The sequence below is a fragment of the Furfurilactobacillus curtus genome (assembly GCF_045862785.1).
Taxonomy (GTDB): Bacteria; Bacillota; Bacilli; order Lactobacillales; family Lactobacillaceae; genus Furfurilactobacillus; species Furfurilactobacillus curtus.
Map to the genome: position 1 here is coordinate 78,568 of NZ_BQXO01000005.1, position 17,926 is coordinate 96,493.

General features: G+C 44.3%; 15 protein-coding genes. 9 read left to right on the plus strand and 6 right to left on the minus strand.

Annotated elements, in window-relative coordinates; all coding sequences use genetic code 11:
* The first annotated feature begins 50 nt into the window (after window positions 1-50).
* Window positions 51-731: a CPBP family intramembrane glutamic endopeptidase gene (locus tag ACKTR2_RS08555; protein ID WP_407884474.1), complete on the plus strand. Its 681-nt coding sequence runs from the start codon at window positions 51-53 to the stop codon at window positions 729-731.
* Here the strand turns inward: ACKTR2_RS08555 and ACKTR2_RS08560 are convergent.
* The gene (locus tag ACKTR2_RS08560) at window positions 714-1,541 is read right to left on the minus strand and encodes a sugar phosphate isomerase/epimerase family protein (RefSeq protein WP_407884476.1); all 828 of its coding nucleotides are present in this window, start codon (window positions 1,539-1,541) and stop codon (window positions 714-716) included. The genes ACKTR2_RS08555 and ACKTR2_RS08560 overlap by 18 nt on opposite strands.
* 224 nt (window positions 1,542-1,765) lie before the next feature.
* Between ACKTR2_RS08560 and ACKTR2_RS08565 the strand changes: the two genes are divergently transcribed.
* Window positions 1,766-2,740 carry a DMT family transporter gene (locus ACKTR2_RS08565; RefSeq protein ID WP_407884478.1) on the plus strand — a complete coding sequence of 325 codons (975 nt, stop codon included), beginning with the start codon at window positions 1,766-1,768 and terminating at the stop codon, window positions 2,738-2,740.
* 1,146 nt (window positions 2,741-3,886) lie between these two features.
* Here ACKTR2_RS08565 and ACKTR2_RS08570 read toward each other — a convergent pair.
* Window positions 3,887-4,693 (minus strand): Cof-type HAD-IIB family hydrolase, encoded by an 807-nt coding sequence (locus ACKTR2_RS08570; RefSeq protein WP_407884480.1) that lies wholly within the window; start codon window positions 4,691-4,693, stop codon window positions 3,887-3,889.
* Between the two features lie 185 nt (window positions 4,694-4,878).
* On the opposite strand from ACKTR2_RS08570, the gene ACKTR2_RS08575 reads away from it, so the two are divergent.
* From ACKTR2_RS08575 to ACKTR2_RS08590, 4 genes are all read left to right on the plus strand, one after another.
* Complete coding sequence (locus tag ACKTR2_RS08575) at window positions 4,879-5,766, plus strand: PPK2 family polyphosphate kinase (protein WP_407884482.1); 888 nt, start codon at window positions 4,879-4,881, stop codon at window positions 5,764-5,766.
* Between the two features lie 15 nt (window positions 5,767-5,781).
* Window positions 5,782-7,311 (plus strand): Ppx/GppA phosphatase family protein, encoded by a 1,530-nt coding sequence (locus tag ACKTR2_RS08580; protein ID WP_407884484.1) that lies wholly within the window; start codon window positions 5,782-5,784, stop codon window positions 7,309-7,311.
* Window positions 7,312-7,322: 11 nt separating this feature from the next.
* On the plus strand, window positions 7,323-9,491 hold the full coding sequence (locus tag ACKTR2_RS08585) for an RNA degradosome polyphosphate kinase (RefSeq protein WP_407884486.1): 2,169 nt from the start codon (window positions 7,323-7,325) through the stop codon (window positions 9,489-9,491).
* Window positions 9,492-9,581: 90 nt separating this feature from the next.
* Window positions 9,582-10,511 carry a Ppx/GppA phosphatase family protein gene (locus tag ACKTR2_RS08590; RefSeq protein WP_407884553.1) on the plus strand — a complete coding sequence of 310 codons (930 nt, stop codon included), beginning with the start codon at window positions 9,582-9,584 and terminating at the stop codon, window positions 10,509-10,511.
* 896 nt (window positions 10,512-11,407) lie between these two features.
* Here the strand turns inward: ACKTR2_RS08590 and ACKTR2_RS08595 are convergent.
* A complete protein-coding gene (locus ACKTR2_RS08595) occupies window positions 11,408-12,196 on the minus strand; it encodes an SDR family oxidoreductase (RefSeq protein WP_407884488.1) in 789 nt (262 codons plus the stop codon).
* A gap of 124 nt (window positions 12,197-12,320) precedes the next feature.
* Here ACKTR2_RS08595 and ACKTR2_RS08600 point away from each other — a divergent pair, with 124 nt between their 5' ends.
* On the plus strand, window positions 12,321-12,878 hold the full coding sequence (locus ACKTR2_RS08600; protein ID WP_407884489.1) for a TetR/AcrR family transcriptional regulator: 558 nt from the start codon (window positions 12,321-12,323) through the stop codon (window positions 12,876-12,878).
* A 208-nt stretch (window positions 12,879-13,086) separates the two neighbouring features.
* Here ACKTR2_RS08600 and ACKTR2_RS08605 read toward each other — a convergent pair whose 3' ends face one another.
* A complete protein-coding gene (locus ACKTR2_RS08605) occupies window positions 13,087-13,779 on the minus strand; it encodes a GDSL-type esterase/lipase family protein (protein WP_407884491.1) in 693 nt (230 codons plus the stop codon).
* A gap of 123 nt (window positions 13,780-13,902) precedes the next feature.
* Between ACKTR2_RS08605 and ACKTR2_RS08610 the strand changes: the two genes are divergently transcribed.
* Entirely contained in the window at window positions 13,903-14,334 is a 432-nt protein-coding gene (locus ACKTR2_RS08610) for a MarR family winged helix-turn-helix transcriptional regulator (RefSeq protein WP_407884493.1), read from the plus strand.
* A 53-nt stretch (window positions 14,335-14,387) separates the two neighbouring features.
* On the opposite strand, the gene ACKTR2_RS08615 is transcribed toward ACKTR2_RS08610, so the two are convergent.
* Window positions 14,388-15,083 (minus strand): DUF4811 domain-containing protein, encoded by a 696-nt coding sequence (locus tag ACKTR2_RS08615; RefSeq protein ID WP_407884495.1) that lies wholly within the window; start codon window positions 15,081-15,083, stop codon window positions 14,388-14,390.
* Complete coding sequence (locus ACKTR2_RS08620; RefSeq protein WP_407884555.1) at window positions 15,083-16,540, minus strand: MDR family MFS transporter; 1,458 nt, start codon at window positions 16,538-16,540, stop codon at window positions 15,083-15,085. Before ACKTR2_RS08620 ends, ACKTR2_RS08615 begins: the two co-directional genes overlap by 1 nt.
* Before the next feature lie 224 nt (window positions 16,541-16,764).
* Between ACKTR2_RS08620 and ACKTR2_RS08625 the strand changes: the two genes are divergently transcribed.
* A complete protein-coding gene (locus tag ACKTR2_RS08625) occupies window positions 16,765-17,724 on the plus strand; it encodes an alpha/beta hydrolase (RefSeq protein WP_407884497.1) in 960 nt (319 codons plus the stop codon).
* Window positions 17,725-17,926 lie beyond the last annotated feature (202 nt).

Genomic DNA, 17,926 nt, shown 5'->3' on the forward strand with positions numbered 1-17,926 from the left:
CACTAAAACAGGCTTATCATTGGTCGAATTATAAAGGGGGAGATTTGAATATGGCAGATCGAATGCGACGCTATCTATCTGGAGTGGGGGCAATGCTTGGATTGTATCTGTTGGAGCAGTTGGCCATTGCGCCAACTTATTTGCCAACATTATTAAAACTATCCTCCTGGCCTGCTCAATTAGGTATCTGGATCATCACAACAGTTTTATGCGGCTTGGTTTTTTGGTTACTTTGGCGATTGTATCAACATGGGCTAGCTCATCGACAGCCCTCCTATTTTAGGCCACGGCCTACTAGACCACGGCAATGGCTGATTTTTGCTCTAATGCTCGTGGTATTGTCAGCCTTAATTATTAGTCAAGAGCTCATTCATACTAGTTCGTCTGAAAATCAAAAAGCGGTTGAGCAGTTGTTTAATGGCACACCGTGGTTAACTAGTTATTTAGCAGTTTTCATCGGGCCGGTATTGGAAGAAATGATTTTTCGCGGTTTATTTTTCAATTACTTCTTTATGAAGTTGACGACACCATGGGTTAAAGTGCTGGGTGTTGTGATTAATGGCCTTTTATTTGCGCAGATACATACTTCTCTGTGGTCACCAGGTGCATGGGTATACTTTGCTACAGGAATGATTTTGGCGACCACATACCTTGAAACTAAGGATATTCGGTATGACATTAGTTTACATGTCTTAAGTAATGCTTTTTCAACTTTATCGATGTTGTTCTAGTTGGTGCGCTAGATTAGTCAAGTAGCGGTGGGAAGCTAGCATTTCCCGGTCATTTGTTTGATCAGCTAGGTTCACTTCATAGATACTGCTTGCTTGTGGATTTAATCGCGGTAGGACGCGCGCCCAGTCAATCCGCCCAGTTCCTAATGGCAGGCTATCGTGTGTGAGTCCGAATGAGTCCACGAGATGGTAGTGAACGACGTGGGGTGCTAAATGTGTCAATGAGGCCATCAGCACGTCATTGTCACCATGACTTTTGATAAAGCAATGACTGGTGTCAAACGCAAGCCGATAGTGGTGGTTAAAGATCATCTGATCCATGGTTGGGTCACCATAGAAAAATAACGGTGAGATCGAATTTTCAAACATGATGTGAGTGCCACCTTGTTCGGCATATTGATCAAGACGTTCAAAAACGACGGCCTGTGCAGTGGCTAAATCTGGGTACATGTCGATAAATTGTTGAGTTTGGCGCGAATAAGAACCATGCAGTAACAATTGAATGTCATTTGCTTGCGCAAGCGCAATTAGCGTGTCGGAACTATACCGGAGAAATTGGTAGAGTTCCGGCATTTTTTTGGCCGGGGTGACCATCTCCACGAACCAACCCTTGTAACGCATTGGTTGATGTAACACGATTCGGTCCGTGACTTGTTTAACTTCATCAATAGCGGTCTGTAAATGCTTAAGGCCGGCAGTCGTTAAGTCATTTTGATCTAGAAAAAATTCAAAGACATCGGGGTGATCGGCTAAGCGTTGCCGATACTGATCAGGATTAGTACTTCCCTTTAAACCTAACAATGGTTGCATGGTGAATCAGACCTCATTTCTTAAACTGACGCTGATCATTGCGGATACGTAATTGGTCTCAATGATTTCAATCGTCATTCAAGCCAGTTTTGTTAACGTACCGCAGTATGCGGATCAACTTACGCTGCTTTACTGGTATGGTATGATGAAAAGGTAGTTTTTTAATCATCACGGACGTTCGGCAACGCCCGCTTGGCATTTAGAGAGGGGAATTAGATTTAACCGTGAAAGTTAAAACGCTCGTCTACGTCTTAATTTCAACTTTTTTATTTAGCTCAATGGAAATCGCCTTAAAGATCGCTGGGGGTAGCTTCAATCCCATCGAACTTAACTTTATTCGTTTTCTTTGTGGCGGTCTAGCTTTATTACCAATTGCAATTCATACATTACGACGGCGCCAACAACACTTGCATTGGCGAGATTGGTTTGCGTTTAGTGTCACTGGGTTTGCTTGCGTCGTGGTTAGCATGACGTTGTACCAGATGGCGATCCAAGCGACAGCAGCATCCACGGTGGCAATTTTATTGAGTGCGAATCCGGTGTTTGGGATGTTAATTGGCTTAATTTTTCTTGGTGAACGCATGACGCGAACGAACACGATTGCGGTTATCTTGACCCTGATTGGTTTAATTGTCATCATTGATCCGTTTAAACTTACTAATCCGTTGGGGATTGTATTAGGGCTGGCCTGCTCAATCACCTTCGGACTTTACGGGGTGATTTCACGAGTCAACGCCAATCAACGCCACTTTGATGGGCTGACGATGACCTGCTTTTCATTTATCGCTGGGGCCTTTGAATTAGGTGTCTTGATGTTATCAACGCATATTCCCATTGAAGCTAATGTGTTACGCGGGATTAAGGGCTTTAGCGACGTGCCTTTCTTTGCTAATTTAAGCTGGCAAGCACTGCCACTGCTGGCTTATGTCAGCATCTTAGTGACGGGGGTCGCTTTTGGGCTCTACTTTATCGTGATGGATGAAGCGGGAATTCCCGTTGCCTCATTGATCTTTTTCATCAAACCAGCATTGGCCCCGATTTTAGCACTGATTGTGTTAGGTGAACCGATCTATGTGAATACGGTCATCGGAATTGTCATCATTTTGATTGGTTCCGTGGTCACGCTCGTTGGTGAAAAGATTGCGCTTACGATGAGCGATTGGTGGCATCCATTTGGTCATGGACATTCGTCGCATTAGCAAAACTTAACTTTTGAAAACGGCTGAATTGACGCTAAAAAGCGATCTTCCTGAAGTGAACCCCCCGAGTTGGACAAAATCCAACTCGGGGGGTTTTACTATGACCAAATATAATGATGAATTTAAAGCAAAAATTGTCGCAGAATACTTAGCCGGCGTTGGCACTTAATGGTTCGGGGATATATATTGCGGTGGACTTTTGTTCGTTGAGCGGATTGCGTAATGGGGAACCGACTTGGAGTTGGTTGCCTATCCCGCAAATATAAAGTGTGCGACGACCGGCAATGATTAGTAATTTGATCCGAAAATGGACCCACGAACAGACATAGCCAACGAGCAATCTAACAATTACCAACTTGCCACAACAGGTGTGGCATCCCAAGCTAAAAATAAGTCTAAAGCTTGCTAACGCATAACGAACGCGTTACACTTTCAGTGAAGAATTTACAGGGATATGTTCCCTTCAACTCTCGTGTCTTGCAGCACGAGAGTTTTTTTGTATTTAAAAACGCCCCTAGCTTGCAGACTAGAGACGTCATTCGATTACTTAGCAGTAATCGTCGTTAAGCTCAAACAAACTATAATCACAAGGACTACAATCGGTAAGAACTTGAAGAATTTACTAAGGGTAATGTTCACCCTCTTTAGTCAACTTTGAGTTAGTGCAAACTGACCGGACACAATCATACCATGATCGAATAATTAGTAGTTTAAATACTTTTTCGCAAGCGCGTTTCACGAGTGATAATGACTGGTAAAATCACCTAAACTACTGCTTAAAAGTCAACTTCACAAACTTTATAGAACAAAAAAACGGCTTGCGTCCTATTAGATGGGAATTCGCAGGCCGTTCTGTTTTGTTTACTCTGTAATTGTCCCCGTTCATTTTTGGTCTGTCATTCCAATTGTGGATGTTGTTTCCTCTGATTTTAGTCTGTATCCAATTCTCAACTTGGCTGTCTCTGACTCAACGTTTTAGGAGTCCCAGGTCTCGGTTGCTGGAAGTGGTTCCCCGTTTTGGCGATTTAGATTGGAAATGAAATGTAGATTTTAGCGTCGCCCCAGATTCTTTTTGTGAGGCGGGTAAAAATGATCAAAATTTAGTGAGGTTAGTTTAATCAGGCAATAACAAAATTTACTGCTAGTTTACCGACTAAAATCAAACTGTTCTAGGAATTGGGCGACACCGTCTGCATCGTTGGAGGTGGTCACTGCATTGCCCGCCGCCTTGATTTCCGGCTTACCATTACCCATAACGACACCGATGTTAGCGGCTTTAAGCATGCCTAAATCATTTTCAGCATCACCAAAGCTCATCAGGTTATCGAATGTCCAACCATAATGGGCGAGTAGCGCGTTTAGGCCCACACGTTTATCCATGTCTTTAGCGAGAAATTCGAGAATTTTAGGTTGCGAACGCACCACGTGATAGTGATCGTTCATCGTCTGCGTGAGGTTTGCCACCGCTTCATCCAAGACTGGTGCGTCAAAGGACATGACGGCTTTACTGTAGTCGGCATCAGGTAATTGTTCGAAGGATACGTGAGTGAAGGTTAGGTTAGCGTTTAACATCTGCTGATAATAAGAAGGGCGTAGATCAGATAATGGCCAAACCTGCTCAAAGTCCAAGACATCTAGTGGGTAATTATGGGCCACACAGTAATCATGGAGGGGAATTAAATCAGCCTTGGGTAGTCCTTGCTTAAATAGTTCAGCGTGACCGACATTTTGAATCACGAGCGCACCGTTAAACGTAATCGTGTAATCGTCAGGTTGTGTCAGCTCGAGTTGTTCAAGGTAGTGCCAGATGGCATTGATCGGACGACCAGTGCACAGCACGATTTTTAGCCCTTGTTGGTGTAGCTGCTTTAAAATGCGTTCATTTCTGGAACTGATTTTTTTATCACTGGTCAACAGTGTCCCATCCAGATCTAATGCAATCATTTTAATCATTTGAAAGTTCCTCGCAATCATTCATTTTGGTCAGTTTGGCGGCGTTTCATTCTAAGGCTAGCCTAGCATAATTTGCCGAGTAGCGACGCCGAGATCATAAAATTGTGATGTTTCACGCATGATTGATTTATCTTTGCCATGCAAGTCGCTAGAATAAAGGTAATCACAGAGAGGAGCGTGGCGACATGGATTATGAGAAGACTTATCGGTTTGATGAGGGACGACATTTAGATTTGAAGCATGTGCCAACTAGTGTCTCCGAACCGGCACCGGATAAGGAGACTATTAAGCGACAACTAGAAGCTAATTTAGTGAAGCTAGACGCCCTTCAAAGTAAACTTTACGCGCAGGCAACAAATGGCGTGGTCATTTTATTACAAGGGATGGATGCAGCTGGAAAAGATAGCATGATTCGCCACGTTATGAGCGGGTTAGACCCAGAAGGGACATCGGTGGTCAGCTTTAAGCAACCGACCTCAAACGAACTTGCGCACGATTACTTGTGGCGGATTTCAGCTGCGTTGCCGCGTCGTGGTAGTATTCAAATTTTTAATCGCTCACAGTATGAAGACGTACTGATTAGTCACGTTCATCCGGAAATTCTGACAAGTCAGCATATTCCAGGCATTAACCGGGTTGAAGATGTCACCAAGGCATTCTTTGATCAACGCTATGACGATATTGTGCATTATGAGGATTATTTAGCCCACAATGGGTTTGTGATGTTGAAATTTTTCTTGCACTATTCCAAGGCGGAGCAGAAACGTCGGTTTGAAAAACGGATTGAAGTACCGGACAAGAACTGGAAATTTTCGGCGGCCGATATTAAGGAGCGTGGTTTTTGGGATCAATATCAACAGGCTTATGAAGAAATGTTGACGCATACGGCAACTAAAACCAATCCATGGTATATCGTGCCATCAGATTCGAAATGGTGTTCACGGTTAATCGTTTCAGAAATTTTAACGAAACGCTTCGAGGCCTTAAAACCTGAGTATCCAGTGGTGACAGCGGCCCAAAAGCAACAACTTCACCAGATTTTAGATCAATTACAAGCCAATCAAGATAGTTAGGAGATTATCGGCGCGATGGCAAAAAGTAATTTATACGGTGCGATGGTTCTCACTGCGCAAGATATGCAGTTAATGATTATTGATCAAAAAAGTCAGGTCGTTTTAGAGCGGATTAGTGCACCACTACATTTAGGCGCTGACTTATTTGAAGGCCACCGGCTAGATCCGTCCGTCGGCGACGAAGTGATTGTGATTTTGGAGCGATTTTTACAAATACTGCGCGATTATCACGTCACGAATTATCGCTTGGTGGCCAGCCACACGATTGCGCGCGCCGAAAATATTGATTATATCCGTGATCATATTTTTATTATGACCGGTGAAACACTCCATTTCATGACGGTGAATGAAGAATCGTTGTTTGCCTACGAGGCTGCAGCCCAGCTACTACCGGATTTTGATAAACTCATCAGTGGTCATACGGTGCTAATGCAGATTGGGGCCAGTATGGTCCACTTCATGTTGTTTATCGATGGGCAATTGTTGTTAACTCGAGAATTGTTCTTAGGTCCGATGCAAGTGGCGACGCAACTGCAAGATTTAGAGCATCGGGTAGAGTCCTATCAAGAAATGCTTAGTGATTATTTGCATTCAAAATTGGTCAGTCTCTATCAATTCTTACCAGAACAGCGTTTTGATCGCGTGATTTTGATGGGTTCTAAGCTGCACTTGTTAGATCATCTGATTCCGCGCGGTCAACGTTTTGTTGAGTTGAGTCTGGCTGATTTTGATCAACAATTTCAACGAGTGGTGGAGATGACACCGCAAGATTTACTGAACGAAAGCAACATTCCGGCGGATCAGACCAACGAGGTCCTGCCATTATTTCTGTTATTGGATGAAGTCTTCGATCATTTACAGGTGAAGCAAATTGAATTAACGGACTTTAAAGTTATCGACGGCTGTGTCATTGATGAGGTCGGACACCATCATCAAAATGCGCATAACACGGATCCAACCAGTCAGGTTATGTTGAGTGCGGCTTATGAATTGGCCCGACGCTTTCACGTGGACGAACAGCACCAGCAGTCAGTCGTTAAATTTGCGACACAGTTATTTGATCGTTTGAAAAAGTTACATGGGTTAGGCGCCCATGAGCGATTATTGTTACAATTAGCGGCAATCTTACAAGATAGTGGGCTCTTCATTGATAGTACTCGCCATGCGTTTCATTCTGAATACATCATCAATCATTCAGAAATGCTGGGGTTACGAGCAGATGAACAGGTCGCCGTTGCCGCGATTGCACGGTATCACAGCTCTGAAACCGTATCGGCTGATTTGAGTCGATTTAACATCAGCATGGCTAATCGGATGGTCATGGTTAAGCTAGCAGCGATTTTGCGGCTCGCTGATGCGCTAGATGACAGTCGGTTACACAAAATTTCAAGTATTAGCGTTTCGATTAAAAAACCGCAAGTTATTATTCGGGCAACCGCCAATGATGATATTGAATTAGAGACCTGGACCTTCAATAAAAAAAGACGCTTTTTTGAGGAAATTTACGGGTTCACCCCGCAGTTACAACGCACGGGACGCTTTTAAGGAGGATGACCATGGCCTATACAGAGCCAAACTTATATGTAAATCGTGAATTGAGCTGGGTGGATTTTGATGACCGGGTCCTAGAAGAAGCGCGTGATAAAAACAATCCATTGCTAGAACGCGTGCGCTTCTTAGGCATTACGCAAAGCAATTTGGATGAATTTTATATGGTGCGCGTGGCGTCGTTACGAAAGTTGGAAGATGTTAACTACACGATACCTGATGCTTCGGGGATGGATGCGGCGGCCCAATTAAAGGCCATCAGTACCAAGGTTCATCAATTAGTTGAGAAGCAATATAGTACCCTGAATCGTTCATTATTGCCGCAATTAGAAGCGATTGGTGTTCATCTGCGAACCTTCGATGAGCTGACGACAACGCAAATTAGCTACTTAACCCAATATTTTCGGGAAGTCTTGTATCCGGTGTTAACGCCGATGGCCGTGGATGTTTCGCGACCATTTCCATTCGTCAGCAATAATACACTTAACATCGCGATTCGATTGATTAAAAATACTAAAGACGAAGCAAGCGGCAAGCGGGAACATCGGTTTGCGACGATTCAAGTGCCAGACACCTTTGATCGCGTGGTGACACTGCCGGGAACTAATGAGTTTATTCTATTGGAGGAAGTTGTTAAACACTTTCTTGGCGAGCTGTTTACGGGTTTTAAGATTAAAGAAGCGCAGGCCTACCGGGTGATTCGCGACATGGACTTTGACGTTACCGAAGAAGATGCTAGTGATTTGTTGAAAGAAGTCGAGCATGAGTTAGCGGTGCGTGACCATACGCAGGTGATGCGTTTGGAAATTGAAGCGGATATGTCCAAACAACTGCGTAAACAGTTAATCAAGGATTTAGAGACTCGTGATGCTGGCGTGTTTGACATTAATGGTCCGATTGATTTGCGTTTCTTAGGTAAGCTGGTCAAAAAAATCAAGGGACATGATGATCTGTTGTACCCTTCATTTAAGGGCTATACGCAACCCGCATTGCGGCAGGCGGATTTATTCGCAGCGATTAAAGCACATGATATCTTTGTTCAACATCCCTATGACAGCTTTGAACCTGTTGTGAAGTTTGTCCAACAAGCGGCGACTGATCCAGACACACTGGCGATTAAAATGACATTGTACCGGGTGTCCTCGCAATCGCCAATCATCAAGTCCTTAGCTCAAGCAGCGCGCAATGGTAAGCAAGTCACAGTCCTAGTGGAATTAAAAGCGCGATTTGACGAAGAAAATAATGTTAAGTGGGCTCAGATGCTTGAGCGTGAAGGTTGTCATGTTATTTACGGGTTGGTTGGTTTGAAGACCCACTGCAAGCTATTACTGGTTGTACGCCAGGAGCCAGATGGCATCAAGCGCTACATGCACATGGCGACTGGGAATTACAACGATGTCACGGCCAAATTGTATACGGATATGGGGTTGTTCACGGCTGATCCCTTGCTGGGTGTGGATGCCTCTAATGTTTTTAACATGTTGTCTGGTTTTAGCGAACCAGACCATTTCGAACGCGTGGCCATTGCACCAACAACATTGCGCAATTTCTTATATGATCGAATTGATGATGAAATCAACCATGCCAAGGCGGGGAGACATGCCGCAATTCGAATGAAGATGAATTCATTGTCAGATCGTGGCATGATTCAAAAATTGTATGAAGCGTCCGCGGCTGGCGTGTCAATCGATTTATTAGTTCGTGGTATTGTCTGTCTTAAGGTGGGAATTCCTGGTGTTTCGGATCATATTACCGTGCATTCGATTGTCGGACGCCTGCTAGAACATAGTCGAATCTACGAGTTCTACGCGGATGGTGAACAGCGTACGTATTTGGCTTCTGCCGATTTGATGACGAGAAATATCAGTCGACGTGTGGAATTATTGTTCCCCGTTTTGCAGGATGATGTCAAAACGGAAGTTCAGCGTATTTTTGACCTAATGTGGGCCGATAACGTCAAAACGCGTGTTTTACATCCGGATGGTGTTTGGCAAAAGGTCGATCGTCGAGGTTTAGCGCCTTTAAACGTGCAAGAAACGTTGATTAAAGAGGCTGCTCAAAAAAGCACCGCGTTAAACAAGACAGTTGCTCAACGTCCACAGACACCTTTCGTTCCATTGATGCGGCCGTTAGATGAGTTATTAGATGAGGATGAAACAGATACTGACGATGAATGACTTGAACAACTTGACGATTTCTGAGAATGAAAGGGGCCAATTCGAGTGGAAAATTTTGCGGTGATCGATTTAGGATCAAATTCATGTCGTATGACAGTCACTGAAATTGAAGAGGATGGTAGTTTCAAACGTGGCCAGATGACAAAAGCCTTTGTTCGCTTATCAGAGGGCATGGAAGCCAGTGGTGAACTACAAGAGCTACCGATGGCACGGACGATTACAGCTCTGCAAGGCTTTTATGCGGTTTACTCAAAATTAGAGAATCTCACGTTGCGAGCAGTCGCCACAGCGGCTGTTCGTGGTGCTAAAAATCAAGCCGATTTTCTTGAACGAGTGAAGCAACAGGTTCACGGGTTAGAAATTCAAGTGATTACGGGTAATGAAGAAGCTAATTATGATTATTTAGGTGTGATTAACACGCTGCCGGTAACGAATTGCGTCATTATGGACACTGGCGGTGCTTCATGTGAACTAGTTTTGGTTCAAAATGGCCGGGTCCAGAATTTGGTCAGTCTGCCATTTGGCTCGGTTAACCTATCGGAAACATTTTTAGTGCATGGTACCGATCAAGTAGCCGCAGTGGATCTGTTCCGGCTGTCCACAGCTGTCCAACGATTATTTAACGGAATTTGGTGGCTACATCGTGGACAAAATTTGCCAATCGTCGCATTGGGAGGTTCCAACCGGACGATAGCTAAAATCCGCCGTAAAGAAAAAAAGGTTGCTGATTATGAAGATATTCATGGCTTTCGAATGACAGTGGCCGAAGTCGATGATGTATACGCCAATATTATTGGACGAAATCTTGCTCAGCGTAAGGCAATTCCGGGATTGTCTAAGGATCGTGCCGATATCATTGCGGCTGGGATTACCCCGATTGTGACGATTATGCGGACCTTGGATTCGGGGCGTGTCGTTTTCTCAGAAAATGGGGTGCGTGAAGGAATTCTATATGAGCACCTAGCCGATTTGCGCGCGCATGGTCGCATTGGCGAGGTAGATAAATCGGCAAAGAAATGATGGTTGATTGCATTGATCACGGTGTGGTTCGCCGACTGGCTAAAGCGACGACACCGGAAGTAAAATAGTTCAAGCAGCCTTTAGCCCACCTAAAAGCCCCCTAGCAGCGTCATCTGCTAGGGGGCTTGGTATTTCGTGTCTCAATATGTTCTTGAAGAGATATTGTAACCCGACTGTATTGAGCCTTGCAAGCATTAAGATAGCCTTAGATGGTGCCAACCTTTGATGGGTTGGCAGGTAAGACTAATGCTGAATTAAACTTTTACAGGGTTGTTCACTGCCGACCAGGCTGGGCTGCGCGGGTATTCGGCTGGAACGCCGTGAGCCTGCTCTGAACCTGGAAGAGCACCGGTTTCACAGTCAGGCTTTATCGTAAGCGAAGTACGCTAACGATAACGACACTGGCTGAGCCGATTCCCACTACGCCCAGCCTGGTCTACTTGCCGGCCAATTCGCCTATCTTTCGACTTGCGGCGTGATTGCTTCCATCGGGCATACCGAAGGCGACTTTGACCCTATTAGACAAGCTGTGGGCTTGCCATCTTCGCTATACTGTGCCAACACTCGTGTCTAGCGTTCGTTCGCGAATTTCTTTGATTCGATAGGCTTGTCGCCTAGAATCTGATTCGGCAGTTTGTTGATCGGCTTCTTCTTGGGTTCACCCTAAAGCTGCTTGTCCGGTTAAAACAAACCGGGAAAAACACTGTTGAACTTCAAACAACGAAATACCGGAATTTTCAACTGAAGTGATCATTTCGGTGATGCTTTGTTGCCATAACGGAAACAAGTGGTGACAAGAGGCGCCAACCCACTAACTAAAACTTGACACTAACGTCCATCCCCCCAAACCACCATAGCTAACTAGTTCCACATGCCGATCTTTAATTTACGTTGATTTAAATCAGGCCATTGGGAAAGTATTGCGGAATCATGGTCGTGGCTAAGCGATGTTCGGCTGGATCAGGGGCAATTTTTCCTGCTAAACGCATCCCTTTTGATAACCCTGGATTGACGCGCTTTTTATCTTGGTTCATTCCCTTAAGGGCAGCCGTAATTAAATCAGGCAACTTCATGTTTCCTGGGGCAGTCGTTGAGGATACTGATTCTAGATTAGTTTCAGCAACCATTGGCGGTACCAGCTCCATGACGTGTACTTGAGTTGCGCCAATTGATTGTAGTTGTTCGTGTAAAGCATCAGTGAACATGTGTACACCGGCTTTAGAGGCGGAATAACTAGGGTGCGTGGCCACGCCTAAATTAGCTAATCCGGAAGAAATATTGACGATGAGCGCCTCAGGTTGTGTCCGCAGTTGATTGATCAATAGTTTATCCACGGCAATCGTCCCAATTAAATTTGTTTGAATATCACTGACAAGCGCGTTTACGGACACCGATTCATCAAACAAACTGAAAGCGCGCATTGTTCCGGCAGAATTAATGACGATGTTTAGTTTGGGATAATGAGTCTTCAACCAACTCGGTAGGGCAGCGAGTGTCTCGGGCCGACTGACATCGGCTTGATAAGTGGCAAATTTTGGGTGTCGCTGTTGGACTTGCGTTAATTTTGTTTGATTGCGACCTAAGATGATGATTTGATTATCGGCTTCGTCAAGTCGTTCGGCCAACGCTAGCCCGATGCCAGAAGTGCCGCCCGTAATGAGAATAGTATTATTCGTTAATTTCATGATGACCTCCAAAAAGTATCAGATTAGTTTGGTTACAAAAACTGTTTTGCGTAACTTTTATCAAAGCTTAACGCGTTAAGTTACTAAATGCAAGTTTTGTAACAAAAAATGTTATACTAAATGCATGGCGAAATTAACGAAGGCTCAAATTCTCGACACAGCAGAATTATTAGTAGAGCAAAATGGCATTCAAGGCGTTACCTTGGCGGCGGTTGGAGCAACTCTTGGCGTTAGTCATGCCGCTTTATATAAACATTTTAGTAACAAACAAGACCTGTGGACATCGTTAGCGCTGCGGTGGTTAAATCAAGCACTGCAACGATTATTTCCATTTGATACAAGTGATCAAACGGATAAATTAACCATCGCTCACGATTGGTTATGGGCGTTAACGGTGGATAAGATGGCGGCTTATCATGATGACCCACGGATGTTTACGGTATATACAACCTATATTGACGATAATCCCAAGGCGTTAACCATTCATATTACTGATTTAGCACAAAGTTTGGCTGCCGCATTATCGACTGACAAATTGACGGTTGTGGACGCTGTTTTGCAGGCCTTTTCGATGTTTTCCGCACCGGCCTTTGCACCGAGTTGGGGGTCTGCCACTAAAGCTCAATTTGAGGGTGTATGGACACTGGTTGCTCCGGGCTTGAAAGAATCATTAACCACATAGGTTGTTAATGATTGCGATCGTCTTAGATGGAATGAACGTTGGCGATCGATATGCTTTTGAGAGGAACCAAATGGATAAATTGGTTGCCCGTTGGTAGTGATTATTTTCGGCGATGGGCTGTCTTGGGTTGGACTTTAAAAGCCGTTATTTTCTCTTAATTGGGAAAATAGCGACTCTTCGTGTGCGGCCTGTTTTGATTAACTTGAAATTAATTGAAATACGGACGAAGGTTGTTTAATACAAGTTCAAATCCGGCTGGTGATAAATGGGTGCCGTCAAAAGTGAGTTCCTTTTTCAAGTAACCATTTTTGTCTGTCAAACCAGCATTGGCATCAATGTAAGCGATCTTTAGGCTGGCAGCTAAGTCGGCCACTTTTTTATTAGCCTGTGAGAGCTGATCATTTGATCTTGTCTCGTTAAATTGATGGACTGCTCGTTCTTTTTCTGGATTTGACTGACTGAAATCAGCTTGAGCATTCATGGGATAATATTTCATAACATAAATTTGAGTTTTTGGTAGACGTATCTGAATCTGATTGAGGATTTTTCGATAATTATTTAAAAAGGTGGTCTCAGGGACATTAAAGCCTAAGTCATTGGATCCGATGTTGATAAAAATTTTGCTGGGGGCTAAGTCAAAAATTTGGACATCTAAATGGGCTAATAAGTCCGCTGTCGTCGTTGCTCGCACGCCACGATTATAAATGTGTTTCGGTAAATTTAACGCCCGTTCTTTTTCCCACTTTTCAATGGGAAAAATTTCCATGAGCGAGCTTCCGACAAATACGATCTGTCCAGCAGTGACTTGTTGATTGGCAATTGCGTATTTTGCGTATAACTCGGTTTGAAATGCTTTGATTTTTGGATCTAAATTCGTGAGGGATGTTGTCTGATCAGTCATGGCTATTGCCTCTTTTTATGTTAGTATATCTTACAGTTAGATATACTAACTTAGCGACTAACGTTCGTCAAATAATTAGTTCAACCAGTGAAACTTTGATTTGCTTTGGAAGTGAGAATGAGAATGTCAGATAAATTAGTCATGCAAAATTTGCAATTACAGACACAATTATTACAGGCGGCCCGACAACAACGCGCGTTGATTAATCAGCAATTGACAGCAACATTTGATGTGACCGATCAACAGGCTGCCGTGCTGGAATTTGTGCAAGATCATCCTGGACGTATGCAAAAGGATGTCGCAGAAATGTTACACCGCCGTGCCGCGACCGTCTCATCACTGTTAAAAAGACTTGAAACCGGGAACTATTTGATTCGAAAAATTCCAGTCGATAATACGCGCCAAAAAGTTTTATTGATCACGGAGCAAGGCCGAGCGGTGGTCGCTGCTTTCAAACAATCTCGACAGGTGGCGGCAAATAAAATGGGTTCCCAATTAACTGATGATGAACAGCAACTATTCTTGAGCTTGCTGCAAAAACTCACCAATGATTGAGTGAAAACAAATCAAAAACGTCATTCATGATGAATGGCGTTTTTTAGCAAATCCTATTTAACTTGTTGTTCAATCGCACTCTTTGTCAGTTGCTGTTCTAGCAGTAGCCGATCATTAGCTGAGATCTGAGGCTGTCGCTTTAGTGCAGCAGCCATTTTTTGGGCGACAATGGCCTGCAGTGCGTCTTGTTTAGCAGGATCCTTCATAAGTTTAGCCAATTGCTTAGCTTGTGAAGTGCTCAGCGTTAGCCAACTGTTTGGCACTTGAAACACATCTTGTCGGGAAACGAGTTGTCCGCCTTCACCAGACAAGCCAAACAACATTTGGGTCCAGCCATTTTGATATCGCCAGCGGGTGGTCTTAGTCATCAAGGTTGCGTTACTAGTGGCGCTAATGGCACGCACTTTAACGGTCGTATGCTGGCTGGGTGTGGCCTGTGGTTTTGTCTGTGAGGCGTTGGTCCGATAGAGATAAATTTTTTCCTGACCGTTACCCAGGGGTTGATACAGTAAAATGTTTGGTTGACCAGCATGTTGGTTCGGCGTGCTGCTGACCAAGGTTTGCGTGGAGGTGGTGCTGACCTTTTTCAAACCGAAATGGTAATTATCATTCGCAATGAGCAGGCCAATCATGCCCATGAATACGACTAATGAGCTGATGATCGTGATGGTACGAGCCGAACTAGCGGTCATCAAAACGACGCTGAGAAATAAACTCAAGGTGGCGAGAATTAATAACGTAATAACCATTAGCCACGCCTCCTTGAATTACCTGGCTTAATTCGAAAAGCCAAAACCAGCCCAACTAACGCAAAGATGGTTGCCGTTAAAAAGGCAGCGTGATAACCAGATAGGGTCGCGTTGATTGCATGGTTGCGATAAGCCAATGGCGTGGTATGTAACAGTGCTTTGGCCGGCATCTTATTTTGAGTCACATTGGTCAAAATTGAAATTAAAATGGCCGTCCCCATTGATGAAAAGACTTGACGTCCAGTGTTGTTAACTGAAGTGCCATGACTAAGCAAATTAATTGGGAGGGCGTTCATGCCCGTGGTTGTGACCGGCATCATGACCATTGCAATTCCGAACATCCGAATCGTGTAAAGTAACGTCACGAAGATAATTGGTGTGTTTTCCGTCAATGTGACGAAAAAGGCCGTCCCGACGGTTAATAAGAACATCCCAGTAATCGCCAAGCGACGAGCACCAATCCGATCAAAAATTCGACCAGTAATCGGACTCATGATCCCCATCATTAAGGCCCCAGGTAAGAGGATTAATCCAGAATGAAACGCTGATTCGCTGCGAACGGTTTGAATATATAATGGCAGGACCATTTCGGCGCCGACCATTGCCATATTCACGACGGCGACTTCGATAACGGATAATGTGTAGGCTGGCGAGGAAAAGACGCGTAGTTCCAAGAGCGGATTGTCGATGGTTAAGGAACGCCATACGAACAATCCGACAAAGACGAGACCAATCACTAAGGTTGTTAAGACGATTGGATTAGTCCAAGAACTTGAGCCAACACTACTAAAGGCATACAGCATACTGCCAAAACCAATGGTGGATAAAATAACTGAAAGCCAATCTGCGCTCGTCTTTTTGGTGGGGAAAATTTTGCGCATTGTAAACAGTGCAAGGGTAAACACAATCACTGGAAATGGCAGAATAACGACGAACAGAGAGCGCCATGAATAATTGAGTAATAACCAACCTGATAAAGTTGGGCCGATTGCGGGGGCCAAACCGATGACAATTCCGGCTAATCCCATGGCCGACCCACGTCTTTCTGGCGGAAAGATCGTCAACATCGTGGTCTGAAAGACGGGCGCCGTGATCCCCACCGCAATCCCTTCGATGAGTCGACCAGTTAGCAATAGACCGAATGTCGAGGCAGTCATACAGATGAAAGTTCCGACAAAAAAGATTGCCATGGCAGCGAGATATAATAATTTCGAACTAAATCGTTGCAATAAAAAAGCAGACACGGGGATGGTAATTCCCATAACGAGCATGAACCCAGTCGTGAGCCACTGAACAGCATCAGCGTTGATGTTAAAAGTCCGCATCAAGGTCGGAAACGCGGTCGTCAGGGTAGTTTGAACAATAAATGTACTGAATGTCCCGATAAGCATCGTGATGACGAGCAACAGGCGATTAAATGGCTTGCCGTTCGCGTCAACGACCTTAAATTCTGAAATCGATTCTGACACGAAAAGGCCTCCTTTGGCGTAAGATAAGTGTGATTTAAAAAACAAAAAATCCGGCAGCATTCAATTATACACGTTTTACTAATAAAATGTTAGCGACGTCGTATGGGTGATTGATTAAAAAATGAGATAAATAGTTGTTTTTGATTGACCTAAAGGCGCGCAGTTATTAGGATGAACCAGTGTTAGTTAAGGGATAGAGAGAAGGAACTTCAATGAAGAAAACGACAATGGCCAGTCTTGCCGCGCCGTTTGTTTTGGCGACCGGTGTAGCCGGGATTTCTGAACGTTTATATCAATACGCTTTTAAACGGGTTAACCAAGTCCCTGAAACCTCCGCAGAAAAGCAAAAATATGCATCCGTCTACTATGACTATGTCAAGTGGTTACGCGACCAACCAACGGAAACATGGATGTTGCATGAAGATGATCCACAGCAACAATTGGTGGCGACTTACTTAGCTGCAACGCCGGCGAGCAAACAAACGGTGATTATCTCCCACGGTTATAAAGGTAATGGAGAGACAATGGCTAACTACGCACAACTCTTCCATGAATTAGGGTATAACGTGTTGTTACCGGATGATCGGGCTCATGGCAAATCGGCCGGCCGCTACATTACCTTTGGCTGGTTGGATCGCCTAGATTATTTAGACTGGCTAAAACGCATCATTAATCACGACGGCGAAGAGGTGCGCATTGTTTTATTTGGCGTTTCTATGGGCGGAGCCACGGTTGAAATGATGAGTGGTGAGCAGTTACCAGATCAGGTTCGCGCAATTATTGCGGATTGTGGTTATTCTAGCATTGATGACGAGTTAGTTTATCTGTTGAAACGAAACTTCCACCTACCAAAGTATCCCTTTTTGCCCGCTGTAAGTGCCATTAATCGGCGACGATTGGGGTTTAATTTAAACCAAGTGTCTTCGGTAGCTCAGTTAAAGCGCAATCATCGACCGATTTTATTTATTCATGGTGAGAAAGATGTCTTCGTCCCCGCCAGCATGTTAGAAGAAAATTATGCGGCCACTCAAGGACCGAAAGTAAAATGGATCGTGCCCAATGCGACACATGCTGAAAGCTTTTGGGTGGACCCAGCCGCTTATCAGCAACACGTGCGTGACTTTCTCCAACAATATGTCGTGGATTCAACGCCGCTACCAATCGCTGAATAATAATGGCTTAAGCTTTTTGATCGATAAATAATCGATAAGATGAGGCTAAATCTGAATCAAAACCAAAAATTGACTGGTAACTTAAACTTCCATACAGGTGATTACTGCCGGCAATCCGAACTTCGCGGGCGTGCGGCTGGAACGCCGTGGACCTGCGTTGAACCCGGAAAAGCGCCGATTTCAAAGCCAGGTCTTATCGTAA